The following is a 16,460-nucleotide window of genomic DNA, read 5'->3' on the forward strand; positions in this document are numbered from 1 at the left end:
TTTCGTTTCAAGGCGCGTCAGCGATCAATCGGAGCTGGCGTCCTGGGTCTGCTGCTTGCGCCGTTCGCGGGGATCATTGTGAGCGCGGCTGCGACGCCGACGCGGTTTGGCCGCCTCGTCGGCGACCGCGTCACCCTTGGGCGGCGCAGGTTGCGCTTCTTTGGGCGTTGCGGCTGGCTCGGCGGGTGTTTCCGGCGTAGCGTTGGCGGTGGGCGTTGTGGCCTGCGCGTCAGCCGGCTCGGCATCCGCCTGGGCCTTAGCTGCGTCGTTAGCGTCGCTGGCTTGAGGCGTGGCTGCCGGTGTGTCCGTTGACGCCTCGCTTGCGGCAGGCGTTGGCGCCGCCTCTGTCGCCGCAGGCTTGTTGGCATCGGCTTTCGCTTCGCCTGTATCTACCGGGGCGGTCACGTCGTCTGCCGTTTCAGGCGCCGTCGCGGCAGGCGTATCAACCTGCGGCTGAGCATCACCGGCGTCCTGATCCGTCGACGCCTTGGGGTCTACCAGCGGTGCTTCGGTAGGGGCCGAAGGCGCCGCTGCTTCCTCAGGAGACGCGGCGGCAGGGGGCGCTGATGCCTGGGTGTCCGCCGGGGCGTCGGCAGTCTTGGCGTCCTCTTGAGCGGACGTATCGGCGGGCGCCTGGGCCGTCTGGCTCACGTCGTCTTCAGTCGGCGATGCGCTGTCAGCAGCCTGACGCGACGCCTTCTTGGACTGACGACGCTGGTGCGTCGACTTGCGCGCTTTGGACGCTTCGGCGACGGGGCGCTCTGCGGTCGTTGCGGCTTCGTCGCTGCTGTCATCATCGGCAGCACTACCGGCCGGTTGCGCCGCATCGGCCTGGGTGTTGCTGTCTTCAGGCGTCTTAGCACTATCCTCAGCGACAGGAGACGTCGGCTGAGAGGCTTCCTCTTGAGTCGCCGACGCGCTATCCGCGCGGGTGTCGCTAGACGGGCTTGCGTCCTGGTCAGGCGTGCTGGCGTCTGCGCTCGGCGCTTCGGCGGCCTCGGCCTGAAGCTTCAGCTGTTCGGCTTCCGCCTTCGGGTTGATCGCCTGCTTGCGGGTGCGCTGACGCGGATTGTTACGCGTGCGCTTGGGCTTGCCGTCATCCTGTTTGGCGGCAGGGGCCTCGGCGCCGGCGCTATCCTGACCCTGATCGATGTCAGCTTTTGCGTTGCGTGGCGCGTCCCGGTTTGAGTCGCGGCGAGCCTTGGCGGGCGCGCTTTTGCCCGAGGCCTCGCTGTCGCTGTCTTTCGCGGAATCCGGCGTGGTATCTTTCTGACGGCTGGGCTTGTTGGCGCTGTCCTGACCGGTGCTGCCGTCGTCCTGCTGAGGATGGCGGCGGCGGTTGCGGGTCCGGCTGGGGCCGTTGCGCTTGTCTTTATCGCCGCTATCGTTGTCGGCGCTGCGCGACGCGTTATTCCGCTGGGTATTCTTGGCGCTGCTTTCCTCACGCTCGGCATCGCGCTCGCGTTTCGGCGGCGCTTCCTTGCGTGCGGGGGCAGGCCGCTGCTCGGCGGTTTTGCGCGGTGCGGCGGGTTCGGGCTCCGACTTGGTGGGCTTGGCCGGCTCGGCAGGCGCAGCGCGTTGGTCGTCGCCGCCCAGCAGCTTGGCAAAGCCGCGCATGAAGCGTCCCAGCATGCTGGCATCCCCGGCGCTGCTGGTCTGTGCGGCGCCCTGCGGGGCCGGGTCGCTCTGCAGTGACGCCGGTGCGGGGGCGTTGTGGGCAACGCTTTTAACCGCGGCTTCAGCTCGCTGGGCCGGGGGCACAAAGCTGGGATCGGGCTCTTTGCCCACGTCGGTGTCGGTGGACAGCTCGAAGCTCGACAGCGTCTGGCTGTCGTCTTCGTCGAGATGATCGTCGCGCAGACGCTGAACGTCGTAGTGCGGCGTGTCCATGTCTGGATTGGGCAGCAGCACCACGCGCACGCCCTGGCGGGATTCGATATCGGCCAGCACGCTGCGTTTTTCGTTGAGCAGGTAGGTGGCCACCGGCACCGGCAGAATGGCGCGAATCTGCGCGCTGCGCTCTTTCATGGCCTCTTCTTCGATCAGGCGCATGATCGACAGGGACATCGAACGGACATCGCGGATGGTGCCCTGACCGTTACAGCGCGGGCAGACCACGCCGCTGGTTTCGCCCAGCGACGGACGCAGGCGCTGGCGGGACATCTCCATCAGGCCAAAGCGCGAGATGCGCCCGATCTGCACCCGGGCGCGATCCAGCTTGAGGGCGTCGCGCATGCGATTTTCGACCTCGCGCTGATTGCGCGCCGGGCCCATGTCGATAAAGTCGATGACCACCAGGCCGCCAATATCGCGCAGACGCAGCTGACGGGCGATCTCGTCGGCGGCTTCGGAGTTGGTCTGCAGCGCGGTTTCTTCGATATCACTGCCGCGTGTGGCGCGGGCCGAGTTGATGTCGATGGATACCAGGGCCTCGGTATGGTCGATCACGATCGAGCCGCCCGAAGGCAGTTTGACTTCGCGCTGGTAGGCCGTTTCGATCTGCGATTCGATCTGGAAGCGCGAGAACAGCGGCACCTCGTCGGCGTAAAGCTTGATCTTCTGCTGATAGGAGGGCATCACCTGGCGGATGAAGGCCAGCGCTTCAGCATGAATCTCTGGGCTGTCGATGAGGACTTCGCCGATATCCTGGCGCAGGTAGTCGCGCATCGCGCGGATGATCACGTTGGATTCGCGGTAGATGAGGAACGGCGCGGCGCGTTTACCGGCTTCGGTGGTGATCGACTCCCACACCTGCACAAGGTAGTCCAGATCCCACTGCAGCTCTTCAGGGCTTCGGCCGATGCCTGCGGTGCGAACAATCAGGCCCATCTTGTCGGGGACGGTGAGCTGGCCCATGGCGTCTTTCAGCTGGCTGCGCTCGTCGCCTTCGATGCGCCGCGAGATACCGCCGGCACGCGGGTTGTTGGGCATCAGCACCAGGAAACGGCCGGCCAGGCTGATAAAGGTGGTCAAGGCCGCGCCTTTATTGCCGCGTTCTTCCTTGTCGACCTGGACGATGACTTCCTGTCCTTCCTTGAGCACTTCTTTGATGCTTGGACGACCGGAAACGTCCTTTACAAAATATTCCCGCGAGATTTCCTTCAGCGGCAGAAAGCCATGGCGTTCGGCGCCGTAGTCGACAAAGGCGGCTTCCAGAGAGGGCTCGACGCGGGTGATCTTGCCGCGATAGATATTGGCTTTTTTCTGTTCCCTGGCGCCAGACTCGATATCCAGGTCGTATAAACGTTGTCCATCAACCAGAGCGACACGCAGCTCTTCAGGCTGGGTCGCATTGATCAGCATTCTTTTCATAGTGTCTCGCATAGCGAAGCGTGCCGACGAACCACCTTGGGGGTGATGTGGCGAACCGCTGGGTGCTGCGTGCTTGTGCTCGGCGCATAGCGATGCTGACGCATTTTACCAGGAAGGCGTGATCGCCGACCTGGCCAATTGGGCGTTGAGTACGTGGCGGAGGCAGGACATGTTTCGGTGGCTGTCACGTCCATCCGGCCCTGCTGACACCGCCAACACCTGGCATTCATCGATTCACCAACACCGACCGTCGGCACGGTGTTGAACTTTGTCGTCATAAGCAGGCAGCGCGTTGTGACGTTTCAGCGTGGCTACTTAGGACGTGGCGTTTTAAACGATCGCCCGCCGTTGAGGGTCGGGCATGATCCTGTCTGCCGTCTTTGAAACCGGCGGCAGAGTTACTGCATTTTATTACGGAGAGGATGGGTAATGCGTACACTGAACCACCTCTCGTGCTCCGGCCTGCGTGTTGGTCGGGCAGGCGCTGGCCAATGACAGTGATGACATCTTCAATTACCTGATGACAACGCGATGGCATCAATGGTCTGCATCAGCCGGTAAGCGCTTTGGAATATAACAGTAAAGCTAACGACCAGCAATTGACGCATTGGGGGTTGGTCTACGGTAGAATGCCGTTTTTTAGCCTATATGCAGGAGTGCGCGGCAATGGCCGAAGGGCGCGAAGTACAGTGGGTGGACATTGCCCAAGAGCAATCCGGCCAGCGAATCGACAATTTTTTGATGACGCGCCTGAAGGGAGCCCCGCGTGCCTTGATCTACCGGATCGTGCGCAAGGGGGAAGTACGGGTCAATAAAAAGCGCGTCAAGGTGGATTACCGCCTCCAGGCCGGGGATCTGGTACGTATCCCGCCGCTGCGCCTCGCGCCCCGCGACGCCGTCAAGGACGTCAGCGATAATTTGCGTGACCTGCTGGTCGGCAGCGTCATCATGGAGGGGCCGGACTGGATGGTGCTCAATAAGCCGTCGGGCCTGGCGGTTCACGGTGGCAGCGGGGTCAAGATCGGTTTGATCGAGGCGCTGCGCCAGGTACGTGACGATCTGACGTTTCTGGAGTTGGTGCATCGTCTGGACCGTGATACGTCGGGCTGCCTGCTGCTGGCCAAGTCCCGGGATGCGCTGGTGACGCTCAACGAGGCGCTCAAGAAGCACGGCATGGACAAGCGCTATCTGGCGCTGGTGGCAGGCCGCTGGCCGGCCCGCAAGACCTACGAAAGCGCCCGTCTGGATCGTTATGATGCGGGCAACGGTGAGCGGCGCGTCAGGGTGGATCCTAACGGCAAGGTGTCGCGCACCCACTTTGCGGTCGTGGAAACCTTCGAAAAAGCCACGCTCATCGAGGCCGAGCCGGTGACCGGGCGGACGCATCAGATTCGTGTGCATGCCGCGCATGCCGGTCACGCGCTACTTGGGGATGACAAGTATGCCAATCGAGAGAGCGGCTTGCTTACCAAGCAGCTCGGGCTTGGCCGACTGTTCCTGCATGCTCGCGCGCTGACCTTTCCCGAGCCTTCCAATGGACGTCCGGTAACGGTCAAGGCGCCACTGCCTGAGGCGCTAGAAGACACACTTAATCGCGTGCGCCGATAAGGAGCTCCCATGCGCTATGAGCTGGTCATCTTTGATTGGGACGGTACGCTGATGGATTCGGTGCCGCGTATCGTTTCCTGCATGCAGACGGCGGGTATCGAGGCGGGGTTGGGGATGCTTCCCCAGGCGGATATCGAGAACATCATCGGTCTGGGGTTGCCTGAAGCCATTGAAACGCTTTGCCCGGGCATATCGCCAGAGCAGGCCGAGCGTCTTCGCCAAGGCTATGCGCATCAATTTGTGCATGTGGACACTACCCCGATGCGCTTTTTTGCCGGTGTGGAAGATCACCTGGCGCGTCTGCGCGCTTCTGGGGCACCGCGTCTGGCGGTCGCGACGGGTAAAAGCCGACGCGGGCTTGACCGGATTTTTCGCGAGACCGGCAGCCTCGACTGGTTTCATGCCAGCCGTACCGCCGACGAAACGCGCTCGAAGCCCCATCCGCAGATGCTGATGGAACTGCTCGACGAGCTGGCCGTGCCGCTGGAGCGGGCGGTGATGATCGGCGATACCGAATACGACCTGGAAATGGCCCGGGCGATAGGTATGCCACGGGTCGGGGTTAGCTATGGGGTGCATACTCCCGAGCGTCTGGCCGTCAGCCAGCCGGAAATGATTGCCCACAGCGTCGATGAGCTGTTTGCCTGGCTGCAGGCATAACTCGTCGGCGTGTTAATGAGGAAGCAGTGAGTGATGAAAGATGACGACTCGCGTCGCGACGAGCCCCAGGCGACACCGTCCGAGCAGCAATCCCCGGAAGACCGCTGGACTCAGGGCGCCGAAGTGCCCTCGGGGCAAGATAGTCAGCCGTCAGGGCATCCCGATGACGATCCCGAGACGCTGCGCGAGCGCCAGCGCCTGGCTCAGCTCGAGATGATGGACCACTGGATCGGCGGCGTGCTGGCCGAGCAGCGTCGTTCGCGCCGCTGGAAGCTGTTCTTCCGCCTGCTGATGCTTAGCCTGCTGGCGGCAGCCATCGGCATCGGGGTGTATCAATTTTATGCACCCGCGACGACTGCGCCGACGTCGCAGGCGCACCTAGCAAGGATCGACGTGAGCGGGGTGATTGCCGAGGATGCGCCCGCCAATGCCGAGCGGATCATCGAGGGGTTGCGCAATGCCTGGGACGCCGATAGCGCCAAGGCCGTGGTGCTCCACATCAATAGCCCGGGCGGCAGTCCTGTCCAGTCGCAACGTATTTATGCGGAAATCATGCGGCTGCGCGAATCAGGGGATAAGCCCATCGTGGCCGTCATCGAAGATATCGGTGCCAGTGGCGCTTACTACATTGCCGCCGCCGCTGACGACGTTGTGGCGTCACCGGTAAGTCTGGTGGGCTCCATCGGAGTGATTTATTCCGGTTTCGGGCTGCAGGACGCCATCGATCGGGTGGGCGTCGAACGGCGCGTGTTGACCGCCGGGGACAACAAGGCCTTTCTCGATCCCTTTCAGCCGTTTGACGACGAGGACGAAGCGTTCTGGCAGGGCGTGTTGAACAGTACGCATCAGCAGTTTATCGATGATGTCAAAGCCGGTCGCGGTGATCGCTTGAGCGATGATGAATCATTGTTCAGCGGCCTGGTGTGGAGTGGCGAGCAGGCCAAGGCGCTGGGGCTGGTCGATCAGCTCGGCACCATCGATGATGTTGCCCGCGACTACGCCGCCGACGCTGACTGGCGGAACTACACGCCGAGTCTCGATCCGTTTGATCGCCTGACCCGGCGCTTCACCCAGACAGCCATTCAGCTGATGGGCGTGGATACCTCGCCGTCGCCGCTGCGCTTTCAAGCCCCGTAAACTAGCCGGCGCCGAGCGGGTCGATGCTCGCCTGGCGCAGCATGTCGCAAAGCGCGATAAGCGGCAAGCCGATGAGCGCGTTGGGGTCGCGCCCCTCGAGGCGTTCGAAAAGGCTGATGCCCAGGCCTTCCATGCGGAAGCTTCCGGCGCTATCGAGCGGCTGTTCTTTATTGACGTAGACGCTGATTTCGTCGCGGCTGAGCTGTCTGAAAAACACGTCGAAGGGCTCTACATGGACCCGGTGCGTGTGGTGGCGGGTATCGAGCAGCGCCAGCCCGGTTAGAAAGGTGACTCGCTGGCCGGAAAAGCGGTTGAGGTTGTGCTCGGCGCGCTCGATAGTATGCGGTTTGCCTAGGATGTCGCCCTCAAAGACGGCCACCTGATCGGAGCCGATGATGCAGTGGCCAGGGAAGCGGTCGGCGACGGCATTGGCCTTGCTTAGCGCCAGTCGATGCACCAGCTGGTGCGGTGTTTCGCCTTGTTTGGGCGTTTCATCGATATCGGGCGAGCAGCACTGATAGGGCATCTGCAGGCGATCGAGCAGTTGGCGACGCGAACGTGAACTCGAGGCCAGCACCAGCGCGGGGGTCGGGTCAGGCATGGGATGTTCCTTGCTAAGACAGTGGCTTGAATCGGTCGTACCGCGATGAGGTAGTGTAACCGGGCCTGGTGCGTATCCTAGCCCATGACTGCAAAGAATTGTGCGCTTGGCTTTGACACCGGCATGGGGAGTGCCTATCATTGCGCGCCTATGTTGACCACACAACTCCCCAGCCGGGTCGAGCCTTACAAGCTTGCAACCCGCCGCGAACGACTCGAAGGCCTGGTAGCGCTTGATAAGCTGCCACGCCTTGCCGAAGAAGCCGGCCTCCAATCGGGCGACTGCCACGTCGTGCTCGAATTTGGCGTGGATACCCAGGGGCGGCGCGAAATTCGTGGCCACCTGCAGGCAACGCTGGCGCTACCTTGCCGCCGTTGTCTGGAGCCGCTCAGTCAGGACGTCGCCAGCGACTTTCTGCTGGGCATGGTTGCCGACGAAAGCCTGGCCGGCGAGCTCCCGGCCAGCCACGAACCGGTGCTGGTGGAAAATGAACAGCTGGACTTGCTGACGGTCGTCGAGGATGAACTGATCCTCAGTCTGCCCCAGGTGGTCTACCACGACGAGGCAGACTGTCACGTGTCGGCCGAGCAGTTGGTCAGCAAGACAGACGGCGGGGAAGAGGAATCAGCCCCTGCCAACCCTTTCGCGGTGCTTGGCACGCTGAAAGGCAAGAAGTAAGCACCCTTAAACCGACAGACCCTGGAGTACTCCCATGGCAGTTCAACAGAACCGTAAAACTCGTTCCAAGCGCGGTATGCGTCGTAGCCACGATGCGCTGACCGCTCCTACGCTGTCTCAGGACAAGGAAACGGGCACCACGCACCTGCGTCACCACGTTTCACCGGACGGTTTCTATCGCGGTCGCAAGGTCGTTGACGCATAACGCGTCCTGGCTTTTCGACAGGATCGAACGAACAGGTGCTCTGTGCGCCTAGCAATTGATGTCATGGGTGGCGATAAAGGCCCCTGTGCGCTGATTGAAGGGGCTGCCAGGGCCGTTGTTGACCACCCCGGTCTGGAGCTTGTTCTGTTTGGTTCGCGTCAGCAGATCACTGCTGAACTTTTGCGTTTGCCGCGGCCATTGGCTGCGGCAACGTCACGTTTGGCGATCCATGATGTGACCAGTAGCGTGGCCATGACGGCAACGGCGGCCTGGGCGTTGCGCCGCGGGCAGTCGACCAGCATGGCGCAGATGTTGCGCTGTGTGGCGCAGGGAGATGCCCAGGCAGGCGTCAGCGTCGGCAATACGGCGGCGCTGGTGGCGCTAGCGCGTCGCGAACTGGGCATGCTGGACGGCATGTCGCGCCCGGCGATCAGTACGGCCATCCCCGCGCGCCGGGGGCGGCGCTGCTACCTGCTCGATCTGGGCGCGAACGTCGATTCGCCGCCGCATCGTCTGGTGGAATTCGCCCTGATGGGCGCGGCGATGGCTCGCCAAGTCGACCAGATCGAGCGACCACGGGTGGCACTGCTCAACGTTGGTGCCGAGTCGACCAAGGGCAGCCTCAGCGTGCGCGAAGCCGACCGGCTGCTGCGCGAGTCAGCAGCCCGGCTGCCGTTTGCCTACCTTGGCTATGCCGAGGGCGGTGATATCTTTCAGGGCGAGCTGGATGTGATCGTCTGCGATGGCTTTGCCGGCAACGCGGTGCTCAAGGCCAGCGAAGGCCTGGCCGGCATGCTGGTCGAGCGCGTACAGTCAGCCTTTGCCTCACGCTTCAGGGGGCGTCTGGCGAGCTGGATCGCCAGGCCGATATTAACGCATTTAAAACAAGAGCTTGATCCGGTGCGCTACAACGGTGCCAGCTTGCTGGGTCTGCAGGGAATCGTCGTAAAAAGTCACGGTGGTACCCAGGCAGAGGGCTTTTACTATGCCATTCGTCGCGCCATGCAGGAGGTTGACAACAGCCTGCCTGAGCGGCTTGCCAAGCGCTGGGCCTGTTATGGATAGCGTTTTTATAGGTGCAATGGTTACGCCATTGCACCGCACGTTAGCGGGTCATGGCGAGCAGCAGGATGTGCCCACGACCGCGTCTATCGCTCAACTGAGCAAATGCCTACAAGAGCAAAGGTGAACGACATGTCTCAACCCCTTGCCCTCATTTTCCCCGGGCAGGGCTCGCAGCAGCTTGGGATGCTGCGCGAGCTTGCCGAGCGTTACAGCGTCGTGGGAACGACCTTTGAGGAAGCGTCGGATGCGTTAAGCTACGATTTGTGGAAGGTCGTCCAGGAGGGGCCGGAAGCCTCGCTAAACGCGACCGAGTGCACGCAGCCGGCGCTGCTATCCGCCAGCGTGGCCATATGGCGCGTCTGGCAGGAGCTTGAAGGGCCGCGTCCCACGGTGATGGCGGGCCATAGCCTGGGTGAATATAGCGCCATGGTATGCGCGGGCGCGCTGGGGTTTGCCGAGGGCGTCAAGCTGGTTCGCCTGCGCGGCGACGCCATGCAGCAGGCAGTGCCTGCCGGGGAAGGCGGTATGGCCGCTATCCTGGGCCTGGACAATGAAGCCGTTGAAGCGGCCTGCGCTCAGGCGGCGCAGGGCGAGGTGGTGTCGGCCGTCAACTACAATGCGCCGGGACAGGTCGTCATCGCCGGCGGTAAAGCCGCCGTCGAGCGAGCGATGGCGGCCTGTCAGGACGCCGGTGCCAAGCGTGCGATGCCGCTGCCGGTATCCGTTCCGTCGCACTGCGACCTGATGCGCCCGGCGGCAGAGCGTCTGGCGACCGCCATGCAGGACATCAACCTGCGCCCGCCACGCTATACCGTCATTCAGAATGTGGATGCCGAGGCCCACGCCGACGTTGACACGCTGCGCACCCGGCTGATCGAACAGCTTTATCAGCCCGTGCGCTGGACGTCCTGCGTAGAAGCAATGGCGGCGCAGGGGGCGAACGTGTTTATCGAGTGCGGCCCGGGCAAGGTGCTCACCGGCTTGAATAAGCGTATCGTGCGGGGTAGCAAGAGTCTGGCGGTGAACGACCCCGACAGCTTGGATGCCGCACTCGAGCTGGCGCGCGACGCGTTGGCGGATAATGCATGATAAGTGGTGACTTTCCGCTATCCTTGCTTGTTTACATGGCGAAAGGCAGGACCTTATGACCCAAGAACGTAGAGTGGCCCTTGTCACGGGGGCGAGTCGAGGTATTGGCCGGGCAGTGGCGTATGAGCTGAGCCGACAGGGGCGTATCGTCGTCGGTACCGCAACGACAGAGGCGGGCGCCGAAAAAATCGATGCCGCCTTTGCTGAGCAGGGCGTTGAAGGCGCTGGTTTATGCCTCGATGTGACCGACTCGTCGAGCATCGATGAGGTGCTGAAAACTATCGCCGAGCGCTTCGGCGCGCCGACGATACTGGTCAATAATGCCGGTATCACCCGCGATAATTTGCTGATGCGCATGAAGGAAGACGAATGGGATGCGGTGATGGACACCAATCTCAAGTCGGTCTACCGGGTCAGCAAGGCGTGTCTGCGCGGGATGACCAAGGCGCGTTTTGGGCGTATCGTGTCGATCAGTTCGGTAGTGGCGACCATGGGCAACCTGGGCCAGACTAACTATGCGGCGGCCAAGGCCGGCATGGAAGGCTTTAGCCGCGCCTTGGCACGCGAGGTGGCTTCGCGGGCCATTACGGTCAATGCGGTGGCGCCGGGCTTCATTGCCACTGACATGACCGAAGCGCTGCCGGAAGCGCAGCACGAGATGCTGTTGAAGCAGATTCCGCTGGCGCGGCTGGGGTCGGCGGAAGAAATCGCCGCGGCGGTTGGTTTTCTGACCAGTGATGCGGCAGGATACATCACTGGCGAGACGCTGCACGTTAACGGCGGTATGAACATGCGTTGATGGCCTTTGGTCTGGCGGTTGCGTCAGCTTAAGGGCGTCTATAAACTACCCCGCAGCTTTTGGCTTGCGGTTCCCAAATGGCTGGTTATCCAATACGGCTAATGTGAATGACTGGAGTACGTTGATGAGTACTATTGAAGAGCGCGTAAAGAAAGTAGTGGCTGAGCGCCTGAACGTTAAAGAAGAAGATATCCAGAATAGTTCTTCTTTTACCGAAGATCTGGGTGCTGACTCGCTTGACACGGTTGAGCTCGTCATGGCGCTGGAAGAGGAATTCGATACCGAGATTCCGGACGAAGAAGCCGAAAAGATCACTACGGTTCAAGAAGCCATCGACTACGTCAACGCCCATCAGTAAGGGGTAGTTGATGCAGCGAAACCGGGTAGGTGGCTTCATATCTACCCGTATTAAAAAGCCGTCCTTACAAGGGGCGGCTTTTTTGCTTTGCGGTCACACTGAATTTAACGTTCAATCTCCGTTATACTAGCGACAACATTGACGGCAATTACTGACCCGCATCGGGTCGAGTCACCATGAATCCCTGGAGGAAAGTTGATGGCGCGAAGAAGGGTAGTGGTAACTGGGTTAGGCCTGGTGACCCCCGTTGGAAATACGGTTCAAGAGTCGTGGGCCAATATCGTGGCCGGACAAAGCGGTATTGCGCCGATCGAACACTTCGATGCCAGCGGGTTCAACACGCGTTTTGGCGGATCGGTCAAGGATTTCGATATCAGTCCGTATCTGAATCCCAAAGATGCCCGCAAGATGGATCTGTTCATCCAGTACGGGATGGCGGCTGGCGGTCAGGCGGTTCAGGACGCAGGCATCGAGTGCAACGAGGATAACGCCGAGCGTATCGGCGTGGCCATCGGGTCGGGCATCGGCGGTCTGCCAATGATCGAGCACAACCACAACGCGCTGAACAAAGGCGGCGCGCGGCGTATTTCGCCGTTCTTTGTGCCGGGCTCCATCATTAACATGATCTCGGGCAACATGGCGATCCAGCACGGTTTCAAGGGCCCCAACATTGCCATCACTACGGCATGTACCACCGGTACCCATAACATCGGCTACAGCGCGCGCACGATTGCCTACGGTGATGCCGACGTCATGGTATGTGGCGGCGCGGAGATGGCTACCACGCCGCTGGGCCTGGGCGGTTTCTCGGCCGCCCGTGCGCTTTCGACGCGCAACGACGACCCCGAGGCCGCAAGCCGCCCCTGGGACGCCGACCGCGATGGCTTTGTGCTGTCGGATGGCGCGGGGGTGCTGGTGCTTGAAGAGTTTGAGCACGCCAAGGCGCGCGGTGCGACCATCTATGCTGAGCTGGCTGGCTTTGGCATGAGCGACGACGCCTATCACATGACGTCGCCGCCCGAAGACGGCAGCGGGGCCGCCATGTCGATGAGCAACGCCATCAAGGATGCGCAGCTTGATCCTGACAAGGTGGATTATATCAATGCCCACGGCACCTCGACGGCGGCGGGCGATCTGGCCGAAAGCCGCGCCGTCGAAAGTGTTATGGGGCAGGCGGCGCAGCGCGTGGCCGTCAGTTCTACCAAGTCGATGATCGGTCACCTGCTGGGTGCTGCCGGGGCGGTCGAGGCGGTGTTCAGCGTGCTGGCCATTCGCGACCAGGTGGCACCGCCGACGATCAACCTGGACAACCCCCAGGAAGGCTGTCGCCTCGATTATGTGCCGCACACCGCGCGTGATATGCGCATCGATGTAGCCCTGTCGAACTCCTTCGGCTTCGGCGGTACCAACGGTTCGCTGCTGTTCAAAAAGGTGTAGGTCACGATGAGTCAGCCCTGGGTGCCGTTTGATGACCGTGGGCTTTCCTATGGTGACGGTGTTTTTGAAACGATCCTGCTGTGCCAAGGCCGGCCGATGCTCTGGGCGCTTCACGTCAAGCGGCTTCTCGAAGGCTGCCGGCGGTTGGCGATTGATCCGCCCGATGAGTCGGCCCTCGCCGCGACCTGGCAGGCGCCCCCTGGTGGCGAGTGGGAAGTGCTCAAGATCATCGTCACCCGGGGTAGCGGCGGTCGCGGCTATGCGGTGCCCGAGGTGGCGACGCCACGGCTCATGAGCCGCCGCGTTCCGTTTCAGCCCGACCCTTCGGCATGGCGCCAGGGGGTCGGCGTGCGTATCTGTTCGCTGCGCCTGGCCCGGCAACCCTGTCTTGCGGGAATCAAACACCTCAACCGTCTTGAAAACGTGCTGGCTCGCCAGGAATGGCAAACGCCTGCTTACCGGGAAGGTCTGCTGGCTGATAGTCATGACATGGTCGTGGAAGCCACCAGCATGAACCTGTTTTGGCAGCAGGAAGGGCGACTCATGACGCCGGCCTTGGATCAGTGTGGTGTGGCGGGTACGCTGCGTGCTGGCTTGATTGAGGCGCAGCATGTGGTGCCTGCCCAGCTGGCACTGGATGAGCTGGCAGCGGTGAACAGGCTCTGGCTGGCGAATTCCGTCCAGGGCGTATGGCCCATCAGTGCGCTGTGGTCCTCCGAAGGTGCCTGTCTGCGCCGTTGGGAACCGCCGCAAGATGATCCCTTGCAAGCCGTGGCGCATCCGCTACTGGGTTATCCAGCAACCCCTTAACGCATTGAATATCGAGGTCTCATAGTGAAACGCATCTGGGCGGCCATGGCCGTGGTGGTGGTGCTTGGCGTGGCCGGTGTCGCCGGTGGCTATGCCGTTTGGCAGCAAAAGCTCAGCGCCCCTTTGGTGATAGATGAACCGGTGCTTTACCAGGTGCCTTCGGGCGCCGGCTTTAGTCGCGTAATTATGGATCTGGAAGCGCAGGGAGTCATTGATGATAGCTGGGCTTTTTTGCTGCTGATAAAGCTGGCGCCGGACGAGTTGCCGGCGTTGCGCACTGGGGAGTATCGGCTTTCCCCTGGAATGAACGGCAAGGAGCTCATTGCGCTGCTCGGCAGCAACGACGTCGTCACCTACTCGCTGACCTTTCCGGAAGGATGGACCTTTGAGCAGATGCGCGATCGCCTGAATGTCGCGCCCAAGCTTGAGCATCGCACGGCGGACATGAGCGATGAGAAGATCATGGCCCTGCTGGGCCGTGAAGGAACACATCCGGAAGGCTGGTTCTTCCCCGATACCTATCGCTATCACCTGGGCATGAGCGACGTTGATATCCTGCAGCAATCGCTGAGCCGGATGGAGCGGATGCTCGAAGAAGCTTGGGCGGAGCGTGCGGATGATCTGACCATCGACTCGCCTTACGAGGCGTTGATCATGGCCTCGCTGATCGAACGCGAAACCGGCGCGCCCGAGGAGCGGCGCGAAATTGCCGGTGTGTTCAAGCGGCGCATGGAGCGCGGCATGCGACTGCAGACCGATCCGACGGTTATCTACGGCATGGGAGGGCGCTACGAGGGCCAGATCACCTATGCCGATTTGCGCGAGGCAACCGCCTATAATACCTACGTAATTGACGGTCTGCCGCCTACGCCGATTGCCATGCCGGGTGAGGCGTCGCTGGAAGCCGCCGTGAACCCGCTGCCGGGGGACACTCTGTATTTCGTCGCGCGGGGAGACGGCACGCATAAGTTTTCACGCACGCTGCGCGAGCACAACAATGCCGTGAATCGGTATATCCGCAATCGTGACTAACAATGTTAAAGACCCAGAGGCCATGATGACGAAGCGCGGTCGCTTTATCACGCTAGAAGGCGGTGAAGGCGTGGGCAAGTCCACCAACATGCAGTACGTGGTGGCTTGGCTGGAAGCCCAGGGAATCGAGGTGGTCGCCACGCGGGAGCCGGGCGGCACGCCACGGGCGGAAGCGATGCGCCAACTGCTGCTCGACCCGGCCCCCGACGAATGGCTGCACACCGACGCCGAGCTGTTGCTGATGTTCGCCGCGCGAGCCCAGCACCTGGCTGAAAAGATTCTTCCCGCGCTGGCCCGTGGCGCCTGGGTGGTGTGCGATCGCTTTACCGATGCCACCTACGCCTACCAGGGCGGAGGACGCGGGATCCCGGCCGAGCGGATCGAAGCCCTCGAAGCTTTCGTGCAAAAAGGCCTGACACCTGACCTGACGCTGTTGCTGGATATGCCGCCGAGTGCCGCCAAGCAGCGCCTGGAATCACGCCTGCGCGACCAGCATACAACGCGGGATCGCTTCGAGCAGGAGCAGACGGCTTTCTTCCAGGCCGTGCGTGACGCCTATCGGGCCCGGGCGGCGCAGTCCCCCGAGCGGTTTGCACTGATCAACGCCGATCAATCGCTGGCGGCAGTGCAGTCGGATATCCGCGACACCCTGGCCGGACGGGCAACACTATGGCACTGAGCGGTGTGTTGCCCTGGCACCGGTCAACCTGGGCCCAGCTCTGCCGGCTTGCCGATACCGACCGAATGCCGCATGCCCTTCTGTTCAGCGGTGAGCATGGCGTCGGCAAGCAGGCGCTGGCGGACGCGCTCGTAGCGCGCACCCTGTGCGCCGCGCCCGATGAGCAGGCCTGCGGTCAATGCCGCAGCTGTCAGCTGCTAGCCTCCGGCTATCATCCCGATTTGCTGCGCATTGCCCCTGAAGAAGGCAAGCGCCAGATCCGCATTGATACCATCCGCGACGTCAATCGCTTCGTCTCGCAAACGGCGCAGCAGGGCGGCTATCGGGTTATCGTCATTTCGCCCGCCGAAGCCATGAACGTCGCCGCGTCCAATGCGCTGCTGAAGAGTCTTGAAGAGCCGGGTGACAGAACCTTGTTCGTGCTGCTGGCCGATGTGCCCTCGCGGGTGCTGCCGACCATTCGCTCGCGCTGCCAGCAGTGGCCGCTGCCCAGCGTGGCACTGGACGATTGCCTCGGCTGGTTGGCCGAGCAGTTGGCAAGCGATGACGAGGCGCGTTTCTGGTGGCAGGTGTCGGGTGGGCTGCCGCTGAGCGCGGTGGAGCTGGCGGCGCCCGAGGCGCGAGCGCTGCGCCACCAGCTGCATGACTGTTTCGAGCAGCTGGTGCGCGGCGGCGAGCCGGTGGCCGAGGCGGCGCGTCTGGATCGCCAGGCGATCGATGCGATTTTATGGTACGGTATTGCCTGGCTGGAAGACCTTATCAGGCTGGGGCTGTCCGGCACCACGACCTCCCTGCGCAACCCCGATCTGCTGCCGCTTTACCGTCAGGCGGTGAAAAACGCCCGGGTAAGGGACTGGTTCAAACTGCTGGATTATGCCCGCGAGCAGCGTAGGCTGCTTGCCGTCGGTTCGAACCCCAACCCCCAGCTCGTGCTGGAAGCCTGGTTGGTGCGCTGGTCGGCGCTTCTTCGCTCCTAGCGATGCGTCGGGT

General features: G+C 62.3%; 16 protein-coding genes. 14 read left to right on the forward strand and 2 right to left on the reverse strand.

Annotated features, from left to right (window positions below; translation table 11 throughout):
- Window positions 1–24 precede the first annotated feature (24 nt).
- On the reverse strand, window positions 25–3,312 hold the full coding sequence (rne, locus tag QC815_RS03460) for a ribonuclease E (RefSeq protein ID WP_309766963.1): 3,288 nt from the start codon (window positions 3,310–3,312) through the stop codon (window positions 25–27).
- Between the two features lie 666 nt (window positions 3,313–3,978).
- Between rne and QC815_RS03465 the strand changes: the two genes are divergently transcribed.
- From QC815_RS03465 to sppA, 3 genes are read left to right on the forward strand one after another with little or no spacing between them, the layout of a single operon-like run.
- A complete protein-coding gene (locus tag QC815_RS03465; RefSeq protein WP_230446669.1) occupies window positions 3,979–4,920 on the forward strand; it encodes an RluA family pseudouridine synthase in 942 nt (313 codons plus the stop codon).
- 9 nt (window positions 4,921–4,929) lie between these two features.
- Window positions 4,930–5,580 (forward strand): HAD family hydrolase, encoded by a 651-nt coding sequence (locus tag QC815_RS03470; RefSeq protein WP_230446670.1) that lies wholly within the window; start codon window positions 4,930–4,932, stop codon window positions 5,578–5,580.
- Between the two features lie 33 nt (window positions 5,581–5,613).
- Complete coding sequence (sppA, locus tag QC815_RS03475) at window positions 5,614–6,717, forward strand: signal peptide peptidase SppA (RefSeq protein WP_309767073.1); 1,104 nt, start codon at window positions 5,614–5,616, stop codon at window positions 6,715–6,717.
- Window position 6,718: 1 nt separating this feature from the next.
- Here sppA and QC815_RS03480 read toward each other — a convergent pair whose 3' ends face one another.
- Window positions 6,719–7,318 carry a Maf family protein gene (locus tag QC815_RS03480; RefSeq protein WP_309766965.1) on the reverse strand — a complete coding sequence of 200 codons (600 nt, stop codon included), beginning with the start codon at window positions 7,316–7,318 and terminating at the stop codon, window positions 6,719–6,721.
- A gap of 150 nt (window positions 7,319–7,468) precedes the next feature.
- Between QC815_RS03480 and QC815_RS03485 the strand changes: the two genes are divergently transcribed.
- From QC815_RS03485 to QC815_RS03535, 11 genes are all read left to right on the forward strand, one after another.
- Window positions 7,469–7,996 (forward strand): YceD family protein, encoded by a 528-nt coding sequence (locus tag QC815_RS03485; protein WP_230446899.1) that lies wholly within the window; start codon window positions 7,469–7,471, stop codon window positions 7,994–7,996.
- Between the two features lie 34 nt (window positions 7,997–8,030).
- Window positions 8,031–8,201 carry a 50S ribosomal protein L32 gene (gene rpmF / locus QC815_RS03490; protein ID WP_230446673.1) on the forward strand — a complete coding sequence of 57 codons (171 nt, stop codon included), beginning with the start codon at window positions 8,031–8,033 and terminating at the stop codon, window positions 8,199–8,201.
- Between the two features lie 42 nt (window positions 8,202–8,243).
- Window positions 8,244–9,266, forward strand: a complete 1,023-nt coding sequence (plsX, locus tag QC815_RS03495; protein WP_230446674.1) for a phosphate acyltransferase PlsX — start codon at window positions 8,244–8,246, stop codon at window positions 9,264–9,266.
- A 129-nt stretch (window positions 9,267–9,395) separates the two neighbouring features.
- Window positions 9,396–10,355: an ACP S-malonyltransferase gene (fabD, locus tag QC815_RS03500; protein WP_230446675.1), complete on the forward strand. Its 960-nt coding sequence runs from the start codon at window positions 9,396–9,398 to the stop codon at window positions 10,353–10,355.
- A gap of 55 nt (window positions 10,356–10,410) precedes the next feature.
- The gene (gene fabG, locus QC815_RS03505; RefSeq protein ID WP_230446676.1) at window positions 10,411–11,154 is read left to right on the forward strand and encodes a 3-oxoacyl-ACP reductase FabG; all 744 of its coding nucleotides are present in this window, start codon (window positions 10,411–10,413) and stop codon (window positions 11,152–11,154) included.
- 124 nt (window positions 11,155–11,278) lie between these two features.
- Entirely contained in the window at window positions 11,279–11,512 is a 234-nt protein-coding gene (gene acpP / locus QC815_RS03510; protein WP_008956801.1) for an acyl carrier protein, read from the forward strand.
- Between the two features lie 198 nt (window positions 11,513–11,710).
- Entirely contained in the window at window positions 11,711–12,949 is a 1,239-nt protein-coding gene (gene fabF / locus QC815_RS03515) for a beta-ketoacyl-ACP synthase II (RefSeq protein ID WP_230446677.1), read from the forward strand.
- Between the two features lie 6 nt (window positions 12,950–12,955).
- Window positions 12,956–13,759 carry an aminodeoxychorismate lyase gene (gene pabC, locus QC815_RS03520; protein ID WP_230446678.1) on the forward strand — a complete coding sequence of 268 codons (804 nt, stop codon included), beginning with the start codon at window positions 12,956–12,958 and terminating at the stop codon, window positions 13,757–13,759.
- Window positions 13,760–13,780: 21 nt separating this feature from the next.
- Complete coding sequence (gene mltG / locus QC815_RS03525; protein WP_230446900.1) at window positions 13,781–14,791, forward strand: endolytic transglycosylase MltG; 1,011 nt, start codon at window positions 13,781–13,783, stop codon at window positions 14,789–14,791.
- Between the two features lie 25 nt (window positions 14,792–14,816).
- Window positions 14,817–15,470 carry a dTMP kinase gene (gene tmk, locus QC815_RS03530; protein ID WP_309767075.1) on the forward strand — a complete coding sequence of 218 codons (654 nt, stop codon included), beginning with the start codon at window positions 14,817–14,819 and terminating at the stop codon, window positions 15,468–15,470.
- Window positions 15,461–16,447 carry a DNA polymerase III subunit delta' gene (locus QC815_RS03535; RefSeq protein ID WP_230446679.1) on the forward strand — a complete coding sequence of 329 codons (987 nt, stop codon included), beginning with the start codon at window positions 15,461–15,463 and terminating at the stop codon, window positions 16,445–16,447. Before tmk ends, QC815_RS03535 begins: the two co-directional genes overlap by 10 nt.
- Window positions 16,448–16,460 lie beyond the last annotated feature (13 nt).

It is taken from the genome of Vreelandella gomseomensis, assembly GCF_031451645.1.
In the GTDB taxonomy this organism is placed as follows: domain Bacteria; phylum Pseudomonadota; class Gammaproteobacteria; order Pseudomonadales; family Halomonadaceae; genus Vreelandella; species Vreelandella gomseomensis.